Origin of the sequence: Faecalibacterium sp. AF27-11BH (genome assembly GCF_003603005.1) — a bacterium.
Lineage (GTDB): Bacteria > Bacillota > Clostridia > Oscillospirales > Ruminococcaceae > Faecalibacterium > Faecalibacterium taiwanense.
In genome coordinates this window covers 112780-132177 of sequence record NZ_QVGS01000005.1, presented here as the reverse complement: position 1 = coordinate 132177, position 19398 = coordinate 112780, and the positions used below count along the sequence as shown (strand labels likewise).

The following is a 19398-nucleotide window of genomic DNA, read 5'->3' as shown; positions in this document are numbered from 1 at the left end:
CAAAGACCTCGCCCTTCGGGAGAGGTGGCATCGCATGGCGATGACGGAGAGGGTTCATTCCCTTTTATGCGATACGATAAGGAGAACTACTATGCCGCAGGCAATTCATATCAGCCCCATCGACAACGTGGTCGTTGCTCTGCACCCCATTGCCAAGGGCACGCTGGTGGAAGTGGACGGTCTTTCTGTGACTGCTCTGGAGGACATTCCGCAGGGCCACAAGATGGCCGTGAAGCCCATCAAGAACGGTGAGAACGTGATCAAGTACGGCTTCCCCATCGGCCACGCCACCGCAGATGCCGCTCCCGGCAGCTGGATGCACACCCACAACGTGCACACCAACCTGTCCGGTGAGGTAGAGTACAGTTACAACCCCGCCCCGGATCTGGCTCCCCTGCCCAAGGTCGAGCCGGAGACCTTTATGGGCTTCCGCCGCAAGGACGGCCGTGCCGCCATCCGCAATGAGATCTGGATCATCCCCACCGTGGGCTGCGTCAACGACATCGCCAAGAAGATCGTTGCCGACAATCAGGATCTGGTCACCGGCTCCATCGAGGGCCTGTACACCTTCACCCATCCCTTCGGCTGCAGCCAGACCGGCCACGACCATGCACAGACCCGCAAGCTGCTGGCTGCGCTGGTGCGCCACCCCAATGCTGCCGCCGTTCTGGTGCTGCATCTGGGCTGCGAGAACCTGCAGCACGATCAGTTCGTGGAAGAGCTGGGCGAGTACGACCACGACCGTGTGAAGTTCCTCACCTGTCAGGAGGTGGACGACGAGTTCACCGCTGCCCGCGATATCCTCAAGGAACTGGCCGCTTACGCCGGGCAGTTCAAGCGTGAGCCTATCCCCGTGTCCGATCTGGTGGTGGGCATGAAGTGCGGCGGCTCGGACGGCCTGTCCGGCATCACCGCCAATCCCACCATCGGCCGCTTCTCCGACATGATGGGCCAGCGCGGCGGTTCCACCGTGCTGACCGAGGTGCCCGAGATGTTCGGTGCCGAGGGCTTCCTGATGGATCGCTGCATCAACCATGACGTCTTTGTCAAGGCTGAGCACATGATCAACGGCTTCAAGGATTACTTTATCAGCCACAATGAGGTGGTCTACGATAACCCCTCTCCGGGCAACAAACAGGGCGGTATCACCACGCTGGAAGACAAGAGCTGCGGCTGCGTGCAGAAGGGCGGCACCGCCCCCATCATGGACGTGATCGGCTACGGTGATCCCGTTGTTACCAAGGGCCTGAACATGCTGTACGGCCCCGGCAACGATCTGGTTTCTGCCACGGCCATGACCGCCGCAGGCGCACACCTGATCCTGTTCTCCACCGGCCGCGGCACTCCGTTCTCGGCCCCGGCTCCCACCCTGAAGATCTCCACCAACACCCCGCTGGCCCAGAAGAAATCCGGCTGGATCGACTTCAACACCGGCGTGATCGCCGATGGCGAAAAGACCATCGACGAGGCTGCAAAGGATCTGCTGGATCTGGTCATCCGCGTTGCAAGCGGTGAGCAGACCAAGGCCGAGAAGCACGGCTTCCGCGAGATCTCCATCTTCAAGGACGGTGTCGTTCTGTAATCGTTTCGAGGCTGCTGTATGGCACTTTGGCTGTACGGCAGCCTCTTTGTGCATGAAAACGGAAGGGAAGTGTTTTTATGGCTATGACCACTCGCATGATGATCTATGCGTTTCTGCTTTACGGCGGCATTTTTGCCGCTATCGTGGCCGTTATTGCAAGGGTCATAAAATATCTCATCCGCTATGGCATTGATTATTATTTTGAAAAACTGGCACAGAACCAGAAACATAAGGAGGACTGAACTATGAATCAGATCACCACCCGTTACGTCACCGAAAACGGTGCCTGCTACGAGCAGTATGTCATCACCGACGCCGAGGCAAAGACCGAGCTGGTCATCACCCCGGAGCGCGGTGGCATGATCACCGGCTTCTCGCTGAACGGCGAGGAGTACATCTGGACCCGTCATCCCAATTTTTCCGAGTGCAACCGTCCCCGCTTCGGCGTGCCGGTGCTGTTCCCCAACTGCGGCCTGCCGGATAACGGCGTGCACATCTTTGACGGCAAGGCATACCCCATGGAGAACCACGGCTTTGCCGACCTGTGCGCATGGGATGTGGAAAGCGTCGGCCCGGACGGCGTGACCCTGATTTTGGAGTCCACCCCGCTGACCAAGTTCCTCTATCCCTTCGATTTCACCGTGCTGATGAACTATAACCTCGAGGGCAACACTGCCGCCATCAACATGACCGTGATCAACGAGGGCGACACCAACATGCCCTTCAGCTTCGGCTTCCACCCCTACTTCAAGGCTTCCAAGCTGGAGAATGTGGACTTCGATATCAAGTGCGCCACCTGTTCCGAGAGCGCCAAGGGCGAGCAGCCCACTGCCCCGGAAAAGATCACCCTCACCCGCAAGGAAGGTGCGGACAACAGCGTGCGCCTGCTGACCGGCGTGCAGTTCCCCATGACCCTCACCGACAGCGGCAGCGGCCACAAGGTGACTGTGGATGCCGACGACAGCTTTGACCACGCTGTGCTGTGGCAACAGGATGCCGAGAGCTTTGTGTGCATGGAGCCGTGGAACGGCTGGGCCAACAGCGTCAACGAGGAAGGCAAGCACGAAGTGCTAGAGCCGGACGAGGCCATGACCGCTGATTGGAGCATCACCATCGAGAAGGTCTAAGCTTCATATCGTATAACAAAAAGGACACACCGTTGTGGTGTGTCCTTTTTGTTATAATTCAGTTCTTTGCCGGAATCATAAAGCTCTTATTTTCCGCCGGGTCCCAATAAAGCAGTTCCACCCTGCCGCCCTGTGCCAGCAGTTTTTCCTTCGGCTCCTGCTTTTGCCAGCAGCGTTCCAGCAGCTTTTCCATGTCGGCATCAGCAGACACCTTCTCCGGGCAGAGAGCGCTGCCCTGCCACCTGCCGTCGGCATACAGGCTCAGCGCACCGGCATTGCCCGCCAGAATGGCTGCAATGTCCTTCTTCATGCGGTCGTAGTCGTACTCCACGGCCTTGTACTGCCCATGCCACAGGCCGAAGAAGAGCGAGAACTCGCCGCCCAGTTCAATGAGCAAATTCTCATCATTGTGCGGGTTCTTGACCACAAAAGCCACATCCCCGTTTTCCATGTAGTCGAAATCCGGCTCCTCATTCGTGTGCACGGTCACATGCTGGCTGCTCAGCGCCGCAAGCAGATCCTCCTGCACGGCACTGGTATCCGGGATCTCATCATAATTGATATTTGCGTTCATGGGATGCTCCTTTTCTCTGTGCTATTTGTGTTGTTATTTTTCACCAGACCGCACAGGCCTACTTATTTTCCTTCATATTGCCGGATTATTTTTATACGCTGTGTAACAGAATCCATAAAACGGTTCACCCTACTTCACATTAGATCAATGCTTTTTGAATCTAACCATCGAACACACGACCTCAACACGATCCTGATTGTCCAAACTCAATTCAAGGTCATGGTCGATGATGGGCAGCTTGAACCGGACGGACTTCAGCCACTGTCCATTAGGCTGGCGTTCCGGGTAGATCTGCACCTCATCGATCAAAATCTCCACTAGTCTGCGGCGTTCCGCCTCGGTCATGGTGGCATAAAGCTTGTCAAAGCAAATCAGGATCTTATAGATGTTGTCGCCTGTGATTTTGTCAGCTTCAATGGTCTGCTTCTTTGCCCGGGCATCCATCAGTCCATTTTCCACCTCTTCGATTTTATCGTACATCTTATAAAGGCGGTCGTCAAGGTCGGATTTTCGGGCGATAAAGTGCCGGTCGTCCGGGTCAAGGCTGTCGATTTCCTCCATAAGCCGGGATTTTGTGGAGTAGTGCTGCCGCAGCTGCTTCTCATAGGCGGCGATCTCCTGCTCAATGGCAGTGGTATCTACCTTCATGTGTAGACCTTGGTCTTTTCTGCTGCCATTTCCAGCACCTCCCGTTCGTACCGTCTTGTTCGGAATAGACTATGCAAGCAAAGTCGTGTGCCAAAGGGCGCTGCTCTCGCCTGTCGGCTCGGTCAAGCGCTTCAAAATGCAACGCATTTTGAGGTTGCCACTGGCGACCCGCGCCCCTTTGGATTCTCCGTTCACATTGTCCTACGGACGATGTGATTTTATTGTTGTAGCGATTCGCTTCATCCCGGTTTCGTCCCGGTTTGCAGAATGCCCTTGCAATCCGAAAGAAGCCGTGCTATAATGCCGCTGTAATTGAATCATAAATCTTCAGGGCAGGGTGCAATTCCCTACCGGTGGTACAGCCCACGAGCCGTAAGGCATGATTCGGTGAAACTCCGAAGCCGACAGTACAGTCTGGATGAAAGAAGATATCAAGTGCAGAACCCGTACGGTCCTGCGCTTGTGGAGGCTGCTCTGGGATGCGTTTGCATTCTGGAGCTTTCTTTTTTGCACAAGGATCCCTTGTGTTTTTTCGGCTTGCCCTGAACGTTTTTGTTCAGGGCTTTTTCTTTTGGAGGCAACACGATGAACGACAAAGACTATATGCGTCTGGCTTTGCAGCTTGCAAAAAAGGGCTGCGGGTGGACATCGCCCAACCCGATGGTGGGTGCCGTGGTCGTAAAAGAGGGCAGGATCATCGGACAGGGCTGGCACCAGAAATACGGTCAGGCTCATGCGGAGCGCAATGCGCTGGCATCCTGCACCGAAGATCCGCAGGGAGCGACCATGTATGTGACATTGGAGCCGTGCTGCCATTACGGAAAGCAGCCGCCCTGCGTGGATGCGATTCTGGACGCGGGCATTCACCGGGTGGTCGTGGGTTCCGCTGACCCGAATCCGCTGGTAGCCGGAAAAGGAATTGCAATCCTGCGCGCACACGGCATAGATGTGACCGAAAATGTTCTGCAAGAGGAATGCGATGCGCTGAACAAGGTGTTCTTCCACTATATCACCACAAAACGCCCCTTCGTTTCCATGAAATACGCCATGACAATGGACGGAAAAATCGCCACATACACAGGCGCTTCCAAATGGATCACCGGGGAAATTGCCCGGACTCATGTTCAACGGCAGCGACACCGATTCCGCGGCATTATGGTGGGAGTCGGAACCATTCTGGCAGATGACCCGCTGCTGACCTGCCGGATAGAGGGTGGCCGTGATCCCGTCCGGATCATCTGTGATACACATTTGCGGACACCGCTGCAATCACAGGTAGTCACGACCGCCAAACAGGTCCCCACCATTCTTGCGACCTGCTGCGGCGACCCAGAGAAGCAGGCGGCATATCAACAGACCGGGTGCCGAGTCCTTTGCCTGGAAGAGCAATGCGGTCATGTGAATCTTCCGCAACTGATGGAACAGCTGGGGCAGGAGCAGATCGACAGCATTCTGCTGGAAGGCGGCGGAACCTTGAACTGGTCTGCACTGGAAAGCGGCATCGTGCAGCAGGTACAGGCTTACATCGCCCCGAAGCTGTTCGGAGGTAGGGATGCCAAAGCACCCATTGAGGGTGCAGGTGTTTCGTTTCCGGATGCTGCATTCCGCCTGAAGAACAGCCGATTGGAACAGCTTGGCGAAGATTTCCTGATCGAAAGTGAGGTGGAGTACCCGTGTTTACCGGAATCGTGGAAGAAGTCGGAACAATAAAATCCATCAATCGGGGACAGCATTCCGCCGTACTGACTGTTCGTGCAAAAACGGTTCTGGAAGAAACCAGGATCGGCGACAGCATCGCCGTCAACGGCATCTGCCTGACCGTCAGGCAGCTCTTCCCGGATAGCTTTGCTGCGGATGTCATGCACGAGACCTTGAACCGTTCTGCGCTTGCGCAGCTCACCGTTGGAAGTGCTGTCAATCTGGAACGTGCCATGCCGGCCAACGGACGTTTTGGCGGACACATCGTAGCAGGCCATGTGGATGGCGTCGGACGCATTGCTAATATCCGAAAAGACGATACGGCCATCTGGTACACCATTCATGCAGATTCTGCGATCCTTCGCTATGTCGTTGAAAAAGGCTCTATCACAATAGACGGTATCAGCCTGACCGTGGCTGCGGTGGAACCTACGGGCTTTTCCGTGTCCACGATACCGCACACCGTCCGTCAGACGAACCTGAACCAACGGCACAAAGGGGATTTTGTCAATTTGGAAACCGATGTTGTTGGAAAATATATCGAGAGGCTGCTTCCATCAGAAACACCGAAGCAAAACACGCTCACAAAAGAAATGCTGCTGCGTTGCGGCTTTTAAGGAGAGTTTACGATGAACTTCAATACCATTCCCGAAGCTTTGCAAGACCTGAAGCAAGGAAAAATCATTCTGGTAACGGATGACCCCGACCGTGAAAACGAGGGGGACTTCATCTGTGCTGCCGAATTTGCCACCACCGAAAACATCAACTTTATGGCGACCCACGGCAAAGGTCTGATCTGTATGCCGATGTCCGAGGCTTTCGTCCAGAAGCTGCAATTTCCGCAGATGGTGCAGCATAACACCGACAACCATGAAACGGCATTTACGGTGTCCATCGACCACGTTTCTACTTCTACGGGCATTTCTGCCGCAGAGCGTTCCATTACGGCGATGGCTTGTGTGGACGATCACGCAAAAGCAGAAGATTTCCGCAGACCGGGCCATATGTTCCCCCTTCTGGCAAAAAAGAACGGTGTACTGGAGCGCAACGGTCACACGGAAGCAACCGTTGACCTGTGCCGTCTGGCAGGGCTGAAAGAATGCGGCCTGTGCTGCGAGATCATGCGGGAGGATGGCACGATGATGCGCACCGCTGAACTGGCAAAGCTGGCAGAGCGTTTCCAGATCAAATTCATCACCATCCGTGATTTACAGGAGTACCGCAAGTGTCACGATAAACTGGTCGATCGGGTAACGGCGGTGAACCTGCCCACCAAGTATGGCACCTTCAGAGCTTATGGTTTTGTGAGCCGCCTGAACGGAGAGCATCACATTGCACTGGTAAAAGGTGACATTGGCGATGGAAAGAATATTCTGTGCCGCGTCCACTCGGAATGCCTGACAGGAGATACATTTGGTTCTTTGCGTTGCGACTGCGGCCAGCAGCTGGCCGCTGCCATGACGCAGATTGAAAAAGAAGGCCGGGGTATCCTGCTCTATATGCGGCAGGAAGGCCGGGGCATCGGTCTGATCAACAAGCTGCGTGCCTATGAACTTCAGGAGCAGGGCATGGATACGCTGGAAGCCAATCTCGCTCTGGGGTTCCATGGAGATGAACGGGAGTATTATCTCGGCGCACAGATCCTCCGGGAACTTGGCGTAAAAAGCCTGCGCCTGCTTACCAATAACCCGGACAAAGTATATCAGCTCTCCGAGTTTGGGCTGGAGATCTCCGAGCGCGTACCCATTCAGATGACGGCGACCCCGTATGACCTGTTTTACCTGAAAACGAAGCAGGCACGGATGGGGCATCTTCTGGAATATTAACAACGAAAGAGGTATTTAAAAATGAAAACATTTGAAGGTAAGCTGGTTTCTCAGAACGTCAAGGTCGGTATCGTAGCTGCCCGATTCAACGAATTTATCACGTCCAAACTTCTGAGCGGAGCAATGGATGGTCTGCTCCGGCACGATGTGCAGGACGCTGATATTCATGTTGCATGGGTTCCGGGTGCTTTTGAGATCCCACTGGTTGCCTCTAAAATGGCAAAAAGCGGAAAGTATGATGCTGTGATCTGCCTTGGTGCCGTGATTCGCGGTTCTACCAGCCATTACGACTATGTGTGCAATGAGGTTTCCAAAGGCATTGCCACGGTCTCGCTGGAAAGCGGGGTTCCCGTCCTCTTTGGTGTTCTGACCACCGAAAACATCGAACAGGCCATCGAGCGGGCAGGCACCAAAGCAGGTAATAAAGGCTATGACTGTGCAGTCAGTGCCATCGAGATGGTAAACCTGCTCCGGGAAATGGATACCGCCGCAGAGTAAAATACACGCAGGAGTTTGCCATGATCGTTATAAAGACCCGACAGCCTGACCCGGAATTAGAGCAGAAGATCCGGATGCTTCTGGAACGAGAGCACATCGAGGCAGAGCAAATATCCATTGATTCATGGGAGAAGTTGGTTCTTCCGGGGCTTACACTGGACGGAATGACCCACGAAGTGTCGTGCAACGGCAGAAAAGTCTCCCTTACACGACTGGAGTTCGATTTGCTGCTGATGCTTGCCTCCCACGAAGGACAAATTTTCTCAAAAGAAGAGCTTTTCCGTGCTGTGTGGGGACAAAACTGTGACGACACCTTAAAGGTCGTGGCAAATACCGTTTCCAATCTGCGAAAGAAGCTGGCCGGCTGCGGTAGCTTTATCCGCACTACCCACGGCGGCTATGCTTTTGTAAGCCAAAAGGAGAACGACCCGGCATGACCAGGATCTTATTTATTTGTCTCGGAAATATCTGCCGAAGCCCGATGGCGGAGTATGTGATGAAAGACCTTACGTCCAAGGCAGGACTATCCGAGCGATTTGAAATCGCATCAGCCGCCACCAGTGCATGGGAAATCGGAAATCCGGTCTATCCTCCTGCACGGCAGAAGCTGGCAGAACATGGCATCGACTGCAATGGCAAGACCGCCCGGCAGATGACCCGGCTGGATTATGCACGGTATGATCATCTGATTGGCATGGACGAAAGTAATCTGTGCGACATCCTGCGGCTTGTCGGCGGAGACCCACAGCATAAAGTCTCGCTGCTGATGGCGCATACGGATCATCCCCGTGAAGTGGCAGACCCATGGTTCACGGGAGATTTTGAAGCCACATGGCAGGATATACTGGAAGGATGCACGGCATTGCTTGAGGAACTGCGATCATAACAGATTATCATAAAAACGGACGGATGTCTGCCAGTTGACAGACATCCGTCTATTTTTTATTTCAAATCATCTTAAAATACTTCAGCGCCTCCCGGATGGCTCTTTCCTTCTCCGCCGGGCACTTGAGCCGCTTGGGGTTCTCAGCCTTAGGCTTGTTGTAGTTCTGCCGCTCCTTGATGCCGCATTTCTGCTTGACCTGTGCAATATAGAGGTCGCTCACGTTCAGACCGGTGTGTTCCTTGACGTACTCCCGGATCTCTTCATAGGTAGCCTTGGTCTCTGCAGCAGTCACATCCAGTTCATCCATTTTCAGATTCACCGTGATCTTCTGGTAGATATCTAGTTTGGACAATGCGCATACCGTCTCGACATGTGTATCACTGTCCAAACTCATTTCCATATCTTCCTCAATAATCGGAAGCTTGAATTTGATGGATTTGAGCCACTGACCGTTTGGCTGTCGTTCCTCATAGATATGGATTTCAGAAATCAGCGATTCCATAATCTGTCGCTTCTCCTGCTCGTCCATGACAGCGTACAGCTTTTCAAAATAAATCAGCACTTTGTAGATATTGTCAGCAGTGAGTTTTTCTGCTTCTATTGCCATTTTCTTTGCTCTGGCTTCAATCAACAGATTCTCCGTATCCTCTATCTTATCATACATTTTATAAAGGCGATCATCAAGGTCTGCTTTACGCTTGATGTAGTGCTTATCATCTGGGTCAAGGGTATCAATCTCATCAATCAAACGGGACTTCGTAGCATAGCTCTGACGAAGCTGTTTTTCATAATTGGCAATCTCCTGTTCAATGGCGGATGTATCTATCTTCATATTGATTTTTTGCTGCATCATCGCCGCAAACTTCGGATTGCTGACCAGTTTGATAATAACCTCTGCAACAGCACCGTCCAGCAATTCCTCATTGATTTGCTTCTTGTATTCACACTTATGACCACGGGTCATAGTGCGGTGTTTGCAGCCATAATAGAAGAAATCCTTATATTTCGTGCCGTCCGGCTTGTGCTTGATGCTTTTGTTGCCGTACATTCCGGCTCCGCAAATAGGACATTTAAGTAATCCGGTCAGCAGGTGTACCTTGTTGTCTTTACCGTTGTTGACCTTTTCATACTTCTTCGCCTGAGCAAGAAGTTTTACTTGGGCTTCATGCCAGAGTCCTTCTGATACAATGGCTTCATGCAGACCGTCAACTAACAGATAATTTTCCTGCTCCACAAGTCGGTAATCATTGCGAGTTCCATGTACCTTTTCTGTTCTTCTCCTGCCGTAAGCAATTTTACCACAGTAAACGGGATTTTTCAAAATTCTGCGAATCAGGGCTGCATCAAACAGAGGATTTTTTCCATTCTGCCGCTGAATTTTGTTGATACCGTGATTGGCAAGGTATTTCGCAAGTCCGTTAGCTCCTATATCGGTATGCACATACTGGTCAAAGATAATGCGGATTGCCTCGGCTTCTTCCTCGTTGATATACAGCATACCTTTTTCCAATTTGTATCCGTAGGGAGCAAAACCACCGTTCCATTTACCCTCACGAGCTTTCTGGATTCTGCCTTCCATCGTCTGAACACGGATATTCTCACGCTCAATCTCGGCAACCGCAGAAAGCACGGAAATCATCAGCTTACCGGCATCTTTGGAAGAATCAATGCCATCCTCCACACAAATCAGATTGACATCGAAATCTTGCATCACCTGTAAGGTAGACAGCACATCTGCCGCATTTCTGCCAAAACGTGATAACTTGAACACCAGCACATAGGACACGCCATCTTTACCGGACTTGATATCCTCCATCATGCGGTTAAATTCCAATCTGCCCTCAATGGACTTTCCCGATTTACCGGCATCCTCATATTCACCGACGATTTCAAAATCGTTGAACTCAGCATAGGCTTTCATTCTTGATTTCTGAGCATCCAAGGAGTAACCGTCTACCTGAACGGCAGTAGATACTCTCGTATAAATATATACTTTTGTTTTTTCTTTCATATCGCCATCCTCATTTGTGCCACAGCCTGTGGCATAATTCAGCTTTCATCGTCTGTTATTTTTTGCCGTCAGTTTTCTGTTCCAACATCTTTATCGAATTTAAATAATCATTTTCCACGTCGCTGAGCGTTCTTGTCTTATATTTTCGATATTCTCCAGTCGCTTTATCAACAGCCTGCTTATGAGTAATGCTTCCATTTCCAATTAAAAGCTGCTCTCCACTCATGGTAAGAATGCGATCCAGATGCTCTGCCCAGTCCTGCATCGTCATTGCCTGTTCACGCTCTGCCTGACGTTCCGCAAAATCCAGATACCCGGATACAAGTTGTCCCATAGCACGAAGCTCTTTCTCATTCAGATAGTTTTTCGCAACAATCGCTTCTTTGAGTGTCGGCTGATTACCGGCAAAGGTGGTAAGTCCCATGAACTCTTTTTCCGCATCCGCTCTTGTATAAATCACTTCTGCCGCAGTCTGTCCGTGAATGGCATAATGAATTTTATTCTGAACCTTTTTGAAAAAACGGATAGAGATTTCCGCTTTCGGGTCGTAGTCAATGCTGGTGGCATAGATTTCAAGCACTTGACGATAAAACACCTTTTCCGATGCACGGATGTCTCTGATTCTTTCAAGCAGTTCCTTGAAATATCCACCGCCGCCCAGATTTTTCAATCGTTCATCATCCAAAGCAAAACCTTTTTTCATGTATTCTTTGAGAATGTTAGTTGCCCAGATTCTGAACTGTGTGCCACGCTTGGATTTTACACGATAGCCGACAGAAATGATAACATCAAGATTATAGTAGTCAACCTGATAGGTTTTTCCATCTGCCGCAGTTGTTGCAAAATTTGCAACAACTGACTCTCGCTGCAGCTCGCCTTCGGAAAATACATTTTTTATATGTCTTGAAATAGTAGATTTATCTCTCTGGAACAACTCTGCCATCTGGTCAATGGATAACCACACGGTATCCTCATCAAATGTGGTTTCAATTTTTGTCAATCCATCTTCTGTTGTGTAAATAATCATATTGGATTTTTGATTCATATCATCATAATTGTTCACCGGAACACCTCATTTCTAATTGTGCAACGGGGTATTGCGCTTTTATTCTATGTAGCTCTATGCGTTGAGAACAGTAGCTCTCGCATAGAGTTTGGACACTTATTCCACGACTATTATATCATTGCTTTTCCATCAATTCAATAGTGTCACTGGGTTCTTCAGATGTGTTTTCTTCCTCCAAACAAGACGGCGGCTCTGGAAGATTATCAATATCCAGAACCGCCGCATATTTTTCTATTAAATTTGCAAGTAAATCGGCAAAACCATTCCATTTATCTGTCAATAGTGCTCTCCTTTCTTTTTCGTCCACGTTCCTGCGGAATGTCCTGTTTCTCTTTTCCTCTGGTCAAAACGGCATTAAGAAAAGCCCGTACCCTTTCAGGTGCGAGCTTGACAGCATCCAGATACGGCTGAGCCTGTTCCAGAAGTTTCTCATATCGTTTTTTCCATACCCCAGCATCTTTCTTGGCTGTTTCATATTTCTGCTGGTATTTTAATTTCTCCGCTTTTTCAGCAAAGCTGCTGACAGCATAATTTTTGAGAGTACGGCATTCATCGGGTGTCAAGACGATGTTCCCGGTAAAAGATTTCTTACCCATCGACTCCAGCTCCTGAACCGTCACCGCTATTCCGGTTGCCGCCTTAGTCTGTGCTTGCAGGGATTTAAGCTCCTGCTTTTTCTTCTCCGCAGCCTGTGTAGTATCGTCAAGCTGTGCTTCTTTCTGGTTCAGTTCCGCCGTCACAGCTTCCAGTCGCTGCTTTTCCTTTGCCACCTTAAACTGGGTCACAGTCAGATGTTCCTCGGTGCTGTCACGCTCTCCACGTTCCACATCGGTATATCCGGCAGCTCTCATGTGCTGAAAAAAATCATCCTGTAAAACAGAATAGGATTTTCGGAGAACAGGCTTACCATTGACTTGCAGAATTGGTTTTCCATCTTTGTCCACAGCAGGTTTGGACAGCCACTTTTTACTGCGGCTGACCTGCATAATGGTTTCCTTTACCGTTCCTCTGAGAGCTTCATCCTTGCAGCGTTTCGACCACAAAATCTGTTTCTCCACCACAGGGACATAGACCACATGAAGATGATAATGGAACACGTCCTTGCCAAGTGCTTCGGACATCGCCCGGTTAATCTCGTCAGCGTGCATGACTGCCGAGAGGATATACTGTTCACCGCCAACAATCTCCACAGCGGATTTATAGGCTTCCTCATAAAACTGTCTGGCGTATTCATAACCGCCGTGATTGTCGAAGTACGCAGAGTTCACATCAAAGACCATTTCGTTGAAATGGACGGCATCCGCCTTCAGACCTCTGGTGGAAATGATGTTGTCAGCTTTCATCTGCTCAAACATTTCAGCGTAGCTCCCGGTAGGTTCTTTGAAGTGTACGTTGAGGGAACTTCTTTCCGGGATAATATCTTCGTTACTGTATATTTCTTTTTCACGCTCATTGTGTGCCTGTGCATCTCCGATGTCATTATCTGTGACATCCATATTTCTTGCACAGGTACGGTCAACTCCGTCATTTCTTGCCATATTTTTCCTTCCTTTCTTTGGGATTTGCAGACAGGTAGCTTTGGAAAGGCACTTCTGCGGAAGTGTAATAACCCACTATGACACTTTCATCCATACTGGCTGCAAAGTGCCGTGGGCTCTCCCGAGGGGCTCTCCGAGGGTAATGCGGTCGCTGCGGCGACCTCTGCCGAACATCAGAAAGTTGTCTGCTCCTCTTTCCAATGTCCGGCACGGACGGCTGCTGTTTTGCGAAACCGCCCCGTCCGTTGACAGAAAAAAGACTGACTTTTTCCTGTCATTTGGGTACGTCACGAAGGTTTTATACAGGAGTGATTTACGCTCGTACGCTGTGTACGTACGTACCAAAAAATCAATCCCGCCATTCCTCCGGTACGTACGTACACGGCGAAACGTCGTAAAACCCATTTATATTCGGACGGGCTACGGCTTCAATTCCCATGAATCCCCACACCCTGCGCCCGGCAGAGTTTGTGATTTTGTTGGTGTGTTCCAGATTGTAGCGACTTAAATTTGCCACCACACTGTCACTAAAGCTGCGGGATTTCAGGGGCGGCAGAGAATTTTCCTCACACCACATCCGATAAATTTCGTACAGCTCCTTGGAGCTGATGGAAGCATCCGCTTTCAGCCGGATATAGCCCTCAGACTCCATGAAGTCGAAAATATTGTTGTTGTCACGCTTGACGGACTCTCGGTTGGTTTTGGTGCGCTCACTTTCCGTGAATTTGAAATTGTTGGCAACCAGACGCTGCAATCCCTCAAACGCCCAGAGGAAAATGCCCTCCACCTCAGCTTTCATCTTCTGGGCGAGGTCAGGGTCATCCATTCTTCCGGCAGGCTTTTCCTTTGTGGTCAGCACAAGCTGTCTGCGGTAGAAACCGTCACTTCGGTCATACAATGCCTGTAAATCTCCATTGGAGAAAGCCAGCAGACGGGCGAACATCCAGCCCTGATAGCTCTGTTTGCCCTTGCGCTCCAAATCCATTTTCCCTTGAGCTGTCACAATGGATTTCACATAATTGGTCTGGCGCAAGGCTTCCATTCGCATATCATCATCCACGCATAGGAGGATATGCTCCAGATCGGCACGGGCAAATCGGTTCTCAGAGATTTTACCAATGCTTCCGTCCTTCATGGAACTGCCCAGCATTTGCCCCAGCACCGCACCGATTTGGGATTTACCCTCGCCGCCATTGCCCTTAATGACCATCATCCTCTGTCCTTTATTGGAGGGAATCAGGCAATAGCCGATAAATTCCTGCAAGGTAGGGATGTCCTCCGGGTAAAGCAGACCATTCAGAAAGGAAAGCCACAGCACAGGTTTCGGAGTATCCGGGCGATAGAAAACCGGGAGCCTGTTTCTCACAATATCCGGCTTCCCCTCTGTAAAAGTGCCGTCCAGCATGAGCGTACCGTTTGCCAGATGAATCCTGTCCTGCTCCGGCGGGAAGTCCTCCACATGAGCCGCCAGCTTCATAATCTCAATGATGTTGCTGATTTTGCGGGGAATGTTGTTCACGGCACAATATTTCAATTCTTCAAAGATTTCGCCACGAAGCGGCAGGTCGTCCGTCACTCGACCATCAGGTGTGAAAAAAGCTCCGTTTGCAAAGATAATCTGACGGGTTCTCAGAAAATCTTCACAAAACAGAGCTTCATTGATACTCTTGCCGTCAAACCACATCGGCACATTCATCTCAAGCAATTTCCTGTTCTCTGACATGGCAGCGCACCTCCTTTTTCTGCTCGTCCAGTCGTGTTTGCATTCTTGCAATCGTTCCGTCTGTCAAAAGTTCCTTGACGGTATCAGTCCTTTCTTCCTGATCGCTCATAAGGAGCAAATCGTTCAGATACTCCACATATTCCAGCTTGTGGCAAGCTTCCACGAACCTCTCATCCGGCTCGTCCTCCGGTGCTTCGGGAGCATATCGCTCTTTCCAGTCCTCCAAAAGATGAAGATACCCGGACAGCACATTCATGCAGAAAAGCTCGTCCTGTTTCGACTGATTCACACGGGGACGGTACTTCTTTACCTGTGCCACCACGGACGGCGGCCTGTCCAGTCCGAAATCCGCAGCCAGTCTCTGCGCTGCTTCATAGGCAGACAGGTCAAGCAGCCTTGCCACAAAGTCAATCACATCTCCCTTGGCACCGCAGCCGAAGCAATAGAAGTAATCCTCGTTCAGCTTCAAGCTGGGGTGTCTGTCATCGTGGAAAGGGCAGCAAATCATCCCGGAGCGATTGATTTTCAGCCCGTAGTGTTCGGCGGCTTGCCTAACCGTGACCGCCGCCTTGACTGTTTCAAAAATGTTCATTTGCATAACCTCCTTGATTTTTCTCGATGATTTTTTCATCTGCCTGAATATACGCAGAAAAACGCTTTCAACCGAAAAATCAGGCACTTCCGCAAGCAAAGCAAAAAGCCGCCCCGAAAACTTGAAAAAATGCAAGTTTCGAGACGGCAGTGTTCACACAAAGTTGGTTGATATTGTTCCGTAAATAGAATATAATTGAAGTTAATATGAATCAGGAGGGATGATACAGAAATGAAATACCTGTCTACATTTGAAGTTGCCGAGAAATGGGGTATCTCTCCCCGAAGAGTTGGTATCCTCTGCAACAATGACCGCATACCGGGCGCACAGCGGGCAGGAAGCCGCTGGATCATCCCGGAGGACGCTGAAAAGCCGACAGATGCCCGCATTAAAAGCGGAAAATATATCAAACAGAAAACAGACAGAGGGGAGGAAGCATAATGGCTGATACTTATTTACCCGCCGATGTTCGGAAAAGAATCGTTGATGTAATGAGAGAACGCAAGATGACCCAGCGAGAACTGGCACTTCGGATTGATGTGAATGAAAGCACCATCAGCCGCTTCCTTAGCGGAAAGACCGAAAAGCTGAGCGAAGAAAGCGTTATCCGCATCGCCAGAGTGTTCAATGTGTCCACGGACTTTATCTTGGGTACGACCGTAATCCCGGATAAAAAGAACTACGATATTTCAGAACTGGGATTATCTGTTGAAGCTGCAAAGAATCTTTATACCGGAAAGGTCAACAATGATGTAGTCAACCGTCTGCTGGAAAATCCCCGCTTTGCCATGGTTACTTATATGATTGCACAGTATATGGATGATACCCTTGCAAGAGGATATGCCGCACAAAACCAGATGTTTGCTACCGTTGGCTCTCTGCTGTTGGGACAGAACCAAGCTCCCGAAGCAGTACAGGCAGCCCGAACCGCTAATGCCATGAAAATTCCCGCTTATCAGGCAGACCAGACCACGATTCAAAACACCTTTATGACGGTGGTTAAGGAAATCAAGAAAGAAGCAGGCAGCGATTTGGTCGCAGCCAAGGCAATCAGCAAGGAAGCCACCGAAAAGATGTTTGCCGAGCTGACCAAGGGGCAGGATATGCAGAATCCGACCATCACGCCGGAAGCAGTTGTTGATGCTATTACAGGCAGCATTTCCGGTGTCGATGGAGTCAATCAGGAAGCTCTGGACAACTTTAACAAAGCCTTGCTGGGGCTGATGCAGACGATGGTGCTGCCGGAAGATGATGGACAAGATAACTAACGAGCAGCTCTGTATTGCGGCGCAGAGCGGTGACAAATGGGCAGAAAACGCCCTTGTAGAGAACAATCTGCGGTTTATCCGAAAGACGGCATACGAGATATGGAGCGCACAGCGGGAGCTGAACGTTGCCCTCGGCATTGAACTGAACGATTTGGTGCAGGAGGGTTCATTGGGGCTTCTGGGCTGCATAAGCAGCTTTCAACCCGACTACGGGAACAAGTTTTTGACCTATGCTGCCCCGGCTATTCATAATGCCATGCTGGACTACATCCGCAGGCTGAATCCTACCTTTGAAGCCAAAAATCTGGACTGTATCATTCGTCTGGATGAGGTCAAAAAGGGCGAGAATAAGGGACAACATGAATTTATAGCAGATTCCAGAGTACAGAACCCAGAGCAGATTTTCATTGCAAAGGAAACCCACGAAGAAATCCATACGGCTCTGGAAATGATTGATGAGCGAGAGAAAGCCTATCTCTGGTATCGCTTTGGCTTTGAGGACGATGTCCTCCATCCTCTGAGCGAAACGGCGAAGCACTTCCATCTGTCAGAGAGCAGAGCAAAGTCCACGGAGAAATTGGCTCTGGATAACTTCTGGCTGGAACTGCCTTGGTGGTACTAAATATTCAAAGAAAGGGACATGTAATCATGGAAAAATATAAAATACTCATCATCGAAGATGACCCAATCATTCAAACTGAATTACAAGTTCTGTTAAACGGAAACGGATATGAGGCATCCGCAGTTACTGACTTTACATCAGTTATGCAAGCGGTCAAAAATACTCATCCCTATTTGATTTTGCTGGACATAAAGCTGCCACAAGAAAGCGGCTACTCAATCTGTTCTCAAATCCGCAGTTTTTCCAATGTACCGATTATCTTTGTAACAAGCTGCAATACGGACATGGATGAATTGAACAGTATTTTGCTGGGTGGAGATGCTTTTATCACCAAGCCTTATAACACAGCAATTCTGCTGGCAAAGATTTCATCCTTGATGAAACGAGCTTACCCGATAGAACAAATTGAGCGTCTGAATTGGCAAGGAGCGATTCTTCACTTAGAAAGTAGCACGATTGAATATGACGGTAACCAAGCAGAACTGACAAAGAATGAATTGAAAATATTATATTATCTTTTCAAACACGCAGGAAAGATTTGTTCCCGTAATGATATTGTAGATTATCTATGGGACAATCAGCTATATGTGGATGACAATGCTTTGAGCGTCAATATCAACCGCATCCGGGAAAAACTGGCGGGCATTGGCCTGACGAATTTTATCAAGACAAAGCATCGCCAGGGGTACACGATATGAACAGCAAACGGTATTGGAAAAACAGGCTTCCATTTCTGCTGACGAACCTTGTTTGCATGGCTGCGCTCACTGTATTTTTGCTGGTGTGCGGCAATTCGGCTTCCGCAGTAGTATTGATCCTGATCGTATGGGCATTGATTTTGCTGATGGGACTTGTCCTCACTTACTGGAAACGAAAGCGGCAGATGAAAAAACTTCTGGATATGGCGAAGCAGCTCTCCGAGAGATACCTTATTTCTGAAGTGATGGAACTGCCGGAACAGGCCGAGGATCAGGTTTACTATCAGATTTTGAAAATGGCTGGAAAATCCATGTTGGAGCAGATTGGGGAGGTCGAGCGGGAACGCCTGGAGTACAAGGAATACATTGAACAATGGATTCACGAAATCAAAACGCCCATTACTGCCATGAAACTCCTATGTGAAAACCATCGGACGAACTGGACAAAAGAACTTCTGCTGGAACTGGAAAAGACCAACCGCTTTACGGAACAGGCTCTTTATTATGCCCGCAGTGAGCATACAGAGAAAGATTATTCTGTCCGGGAAATGGCACTGTCCCAAGTGGTGCATCAGGCGATTGCAGATAACAAATATCTGCTGCTCCAAAGTGGTATGCGCCTGGAAGTGGAGGAAATGCAGGATACGGTTTATTCAGATGAAAAGTGGGTGCGTTTTATCCTAAATCAACTGATTGTCAATGCGGTCAAGTATCGTACGAAGCAGCCGGTTCTCCGCATTTCTACTCATAAACGGCAGGATCAGGTTGTCCTTGTCGTGGAGGACAATGGAATCGGGATTGCTGCGTCCGATCTGCCCCGTATCTTTGAAAAGGGATTTACCGGTCAGAATGGTCGTCTGATTCAGCAGTCCACGGGCATTGGTCTGTATCTGTGCAAACGGCTCTGTGAAAAGCTGGGCATTGGCATTACGGCGGAGTCGTCGGAACATGGCACAGCCATTTCCCTTTCTTTTCACATTAACTGTCTGATTCATGAAGTGCAGAACTGAAAAGCGTTCTGCACTTCTTACATTTTTGTTA

Annotated in this window: 21 protein-coding genes, 1 pseudogene and 1 riboswitch; of the genes and pseudogenes, 14 read left to right on the top strand and 8 right to left on the bottom strand. The window is 49.9% G+C overall.

Going from position 1 to position 19398, the window contains the following annotated elements:
* The first annotated feature begins 91 nt into the window (after positions 1–91).
* The 3 genes from DWY76_RS07105 (at position 92) to DWY76_RS07100 (ending at position 2709) form a co-directional block, all read left to right on the top strand.
* The gene (locus DWY76_RS07105) at positions 92–1582 is read left to right on the top strand and encodes an altronate dehydratase family protein (RefSeq protein ID WP_005944146.1); all 1491 of its coding nucleotides are present in this window, start codon (positions 92–94) and stop codon (positions 1580–1582) included.
* A 77-nt stretch (positions 1583–1659) separates the two neighbouring features.
* A complete protein-coding gene (locus tag DWY76_RS13990; protein WP_005944144.1) occupies positions 1660–1824 on the top strand; it encodes a hypothetical protein in 165 nt (54 codons plus the stop codon).
* A 3-nt stretch (positions 1825–1827) separates the two neighbouring features.
* Complete coding sequence (locus tag DWY76_RS07100; RefSeq protein WP_120080613.1) at positions 1828–2709, top strand: aldose epimerase; 882 nt, start codon at positions 1828–1830, stop codon at positions 2707–2709.
* Positions 2710–2767: 58 nt separating this feature from the next.
* On the opposite strand, the gene DWY76_RS07095 is transcribed toward DWY76_RS07100, so the two are convergent.
* Positions 2768–3283: a hypothetical protein gene (locus tag DWY76_RS07095; RefSeq protein WP_120080611.1), complete on the bottom strand. Its 516-nt coding sequence runs from the start codon at positions 3281–3283 to the stop codon at positions 2768–2770.
* Positions 3284–3427: 144 nt separating this feature from the next.
* Positions 3428–3931, bottom strand: a complete 504-nt coding sequence (locus tag DWY76_RS07090) for a resolvase (protein WP_347474431.1) — start codon at positions 3929–3931, stop codon at positions 3428–3430.
* Between the two features lie 319 nt (positions 3932–4250).
* Positions 4251–4365, top strand: a riboswitch (FMN riboswitch).
* A 151-nt stretch (positions 4366–4516) separates the two neighbouring features.
* Between DWY76_RS07090 and ribD the strand changes: the two genes are divergently transcribed.
* The 6 genes from ribD to DWY76_RS07060 are packed head-to-tail and all read left to right on the top strand — an operon-like array spanning position 4517 to position 8839.
* Positions 4517–5641, top strand: coding sequence for a bifunctional diaminohydroxyphosphoribosylaminopyrimidine deaminase/5-amino-6-(5-phosphoribosylamino)uracil reductase RibD (gene ribD / locus DWY76_RS07085; protein ID WP_117535001.1), 1125 nt, complete (start codon positions 4517–4519; stop codon positions 5639–5641).
* Positions 5620–6246: a riboflavin synthase gene (locus tag DWY76_RS07080; protein ID WP_120080650.1), complete on the top strand. Its 627-nt coding sequence runs from the start codon at positions 5620–5622 to the stop codon at positions 6244–6246. The genes ribD and DWY76_RS07080 overlap by 22 nt, the downstream gene beginning before the upstream one ends.
* Positions 6247–6258: 12 nt before the next feature.
* The gene (locus DWY76_RS07075) at positions 6259–7455 is read left to right on the top strand and encodes a bifunctional 3,4-dihydroxy-2-butanone-4-phosphate synthase/GTP cyclohydrolase II (protein WP_120080609.1); all 1197 of its coding nucleotides are present in this window, start codon (positions 6259–6261) and stop codon (positions 7453–7455) included.
* A 21-nt stretch (positions 7456–7476) separates the two neighbouring features.
* Entirely contained in the window at positions 7477–7953 is a 477-nt protein-coding gene (gene ribE / locus DWY76_RS07070) for a 6,7-dimethyl-8-ribityllumazine synthase (RefSeq protein WP_112090709.1), read from the top strand.
* A 20-nt stretch (positions 7954–7973) separates the two neighbouring features.
* Complete coding sequence (locus tag DWY76_RS07065; protein WP_005944121.1) at positions 7974–8390, top strand: response regulator transcription factor; 417 nt, start codon at positions 7974–7976, stop codon at positions 8388–8390.
* Positions 8387–8839: a low molecular weight protein-tyrosine-phosphatase gene (locus DWY76_RS07060; RefSeq protein ID WP_120080607.1), complete on the top strand. Its 453-nt coding sequence runs from the start codon at positions 8387–8389 to the stop codon at positions 8837–8839. The genes DWY76_RS07065 and DWY76_RS07060 overlap by 4 nt, the downstream gene beginning before the upstream one ends.
* 346 nt (positions 8840–9185) lie before the next feature.
* Here the strand turns inward: DWY76_RS07060 and DWY76_RS07055 are convergent.
* The 6 genes and pseudogenes from DWY76_RS07055 to DWY76_RS07035 form a co-directional block, all read right to left on the bottom strand.
* Positions 9186–10850 (bottom strand): annotated as a pseudogene (locus DWY76_RS07055) (recombinase family protein); the annotation flags it as partial.
* Between the two features lie 55 nt (positions 10851–10905).
* Positions 10906–11895 (bottom strand): virulence RhuM family protein, encoded by a 990-nt coding sequence (locus DWY76_RS07050; protein WP_155220044.1) that lies wholly within the window; start codon positions 11893–11895, stop codon positions 10906–10908.
* A gap of 136 nt (positions 11896–12031) precedes the next feature.
* On the bottom strand, positions 12032–12223 hold the full coding sequence (locus tag DWY76_RS13985; RefSeq protein WP_207665835.1) for a hypothetical protein: 192 nt from the start codon (positions 12221–12223) through the stop codon (positions 12032–12034).
* The gene (locus DWY76_RS07045; RefSeq protein WP_015538077.1) at positions 12186–13454 is read right to left on the bottom strand and encodes a plasmid recombination protein; all 1269 of its coding nucleotides are present in this window, start codon (positions 13452–13454) and stop codon (positions 12186–12188) included. The genes DWY76_RS13985 and DWY76_RS07045 overlap by 38 nt, the downstream gene beginning before the upstream one ends.
* A 349-nt stretch (positions 13455–13803) precedes the next feature.
* Positions 13804–15177: a phage/plasmid primase, P4 family gene (locus tag DWY76_RS07040; protein ID WP_015538078.1), complete on the bottom strand. Its 1374-nt coding sequence runs from the start codon at positions 15175–15177 to the stop codon at positions 13804–13806.
* The gene (locus DWY76_RS07035) at positions 15152–15769 is read right to left on the bottom strand and encodes a CHC2 zinc finger domain-containing protein (protein ID WP_015538079.1); all 618 of its coding nucleotides are present in this window, start codon (positions 15767–15769) and stop codon (positions 15152–15154) included. The genes DWY76_RS07040 and DWY76_RS07035 overlap by 26 nt, the downstream gene beginning before the upstream one ends.
* Before the next feature lie 231 nt (positions 15770–16000).
* On the opposite strand from DWY76_RS07035, the gene DWY76_RS14340 reads away from it, so the two are divergent.
* Genes DWY76_RS14340 through DWY76_RS07010 form a run of 5 tightly spaced genes read left to right on the top strand, consistent with a single transcriptional unit; the run spans position 16001 to position 19367 of the window.
* Positions 16001–16210: a helix-turn-helix domain-containing protein gene (locus tag DWY76_RS14340; protein ID WP_015538080.1), complete on the top strand. Its 210-nt coding sequence runs from the start codon at positions 16001–16003 to the stop codon at positions 16208–16210.
* Complete coding sequence (locus tag DWY76_RS07025; RefSeq protein WP_055149782.1) at positions 16210–17037, top strand: helix-turn-helix transcriptional regulator; 828 nt, start codon at positions 16210–16212, stop codon at positions 17035–17037. Before DWY76_RS14340 ends, DWY76_RS07025 begins: the two co-directional genes overlap by 1 nt.
* Complete coding sequence (locus DWY76_RS07020) at positions 17018–17659, top strand: sigma-70 family RNA polymerase sigma factor (RefSeq protein WP_082419129.1); 642 nt, start codon at positions 17018–17020, stop codon at positions 17657–17659. Before DWY76_RS07025 ends, DWY76_RS07020 begins: the two co-directional genes overlap by 20 nt.
* Positions 17660–17685: 26 nt before the next feature.
* On the top strand, positions 17686–18357 hold the full coding sequence (locus DWY76_RS07015) for a response regulator transcription factor (protein ID WP_120080604.1): 672 nt from the start codon (positions 17686–17688) through the stop codon (positions 18355–18357).
* Positions 18354–19367, top strand: a complete 1014-nt coding sequence (locus DWY76_RS07010; protein WP_102287016.1) for a sensor histidine kinase — start codon at positions 18354–18356, stop codon at positions 19365–19367. The genes DWY76_RS07015 and DWY76_RS07010 overlap by 4 nt, the downstream gene beginning before the upstream one ends.
* The last annotated feature ends 31 nt before the right edge of the window (positions 19368–19398 follow it).